This window comes from Rheinheimera gaetbuli, assembly GCF_054781935.1.
Genome location: NZ_BAAGTL010000039.1, coordinates 1 through 1,092, shown reverse-complemented (window position 1 = coordinate 1,092; position 1,092 = coordinate 1). Strand labels below are relative to the sequence as shown.

General features: G+C 50.0%; 1 protein-coding gene. It reads left to right on the top strand.

The window, feature by feature from the left end; translation table 11 throughout:
• Positions 1 to 1,092: elongation factor Tu (gene tuf / locus ACYVIC_RS19650; RefSeq protein ID WP_460862690.1), on the top strand; the 1,092-nt coding region annotated here is incomplete at both ends.

Genomic DNA, 1,092 nt, shown 5'->3' with positions numbered 1-1,092 from the left:
CCACGGTAAAACTACTTTAACTGCAGCAATCACAAACGTACTGGCTAAGCACTACGGCGGTCAGGCATTTGCTTTCGATCAAATCGATAAAGCACCAGAAGAGAAAGCACGTGGTATCACCATCAACACGTCGCACGTTGAATACGATACGCCAACGCGTCACTACGCCCACGTAGACTGTCCAGGCCACGCTGACTATGTTAAGAACATGATCACTGGTGCTGCACAGATGGACGGCGCAATTCTGGTAGTAGCGGCAACAGACGGCCCAATGCCACAAACACGTGAGCACATCCTGTTATCACGTCAGGTAGGCGTACCGTACATCATCGTGTTCATGAACAAGTGTGACATGGTAGATGACGAAGAGCTGTTAGAGCTGGTAGAAATGGAAGTGCGTGAGCTTCTTTCAGACTACGACTTCCCAGGTGATGACCTGCCAGTAATCCGTGGTTCAGCGCTGAAAGGCCTGGAAGGCGATGCGGCATGGGAAGAAAAAATCCTTGAGCTGGGTAACGCGCTGGATACTTACATTCCAGAGCCGGTACGTGCAATCGATAAGCCATTCATCATGCCAATCGAAGACGTATTCTCAATTGCTGGTCGTGGTACTGTAGTAACAGGCCGTGTAGAGCAAGGTATCGTAAAAGTAGGCGAGACAGTAGAAATCGTCGGTATCAAAGACACTGTTGCTACTACTTGTACCGGTGTAGAAATGTTCCGTAAGCTGTTAGACGAAGGTCGTGCAGGCGAGAACATCGGTGCACTGTTACGTGGTACTAAGCGTGAAGACGTAGAGCGTGGCCAGGTACTGGCTAAGCCAGGTTCAATCAAGCCACACACTAAGTTTGAAGGCGAAGTGTACGTACTGTCAAAAGAAGAAGGCGGTCGTCATACTCCGTTCTTCAAAGGCTACCGTCCACAGTTCTACTTCCGTACTACAGACGTAACTGGCGCGGTTGAGCTGCCAGAAGGCGTAGAAATGGTAATGCCAGGCGACAACCTGAAGTTTGTTGTTGAACTGATTTGCCCAATCGCGATGGATGAAGGTTTACGCTTCGCTATCCGTGAAGGCGGCCGTACTGTTGGTGC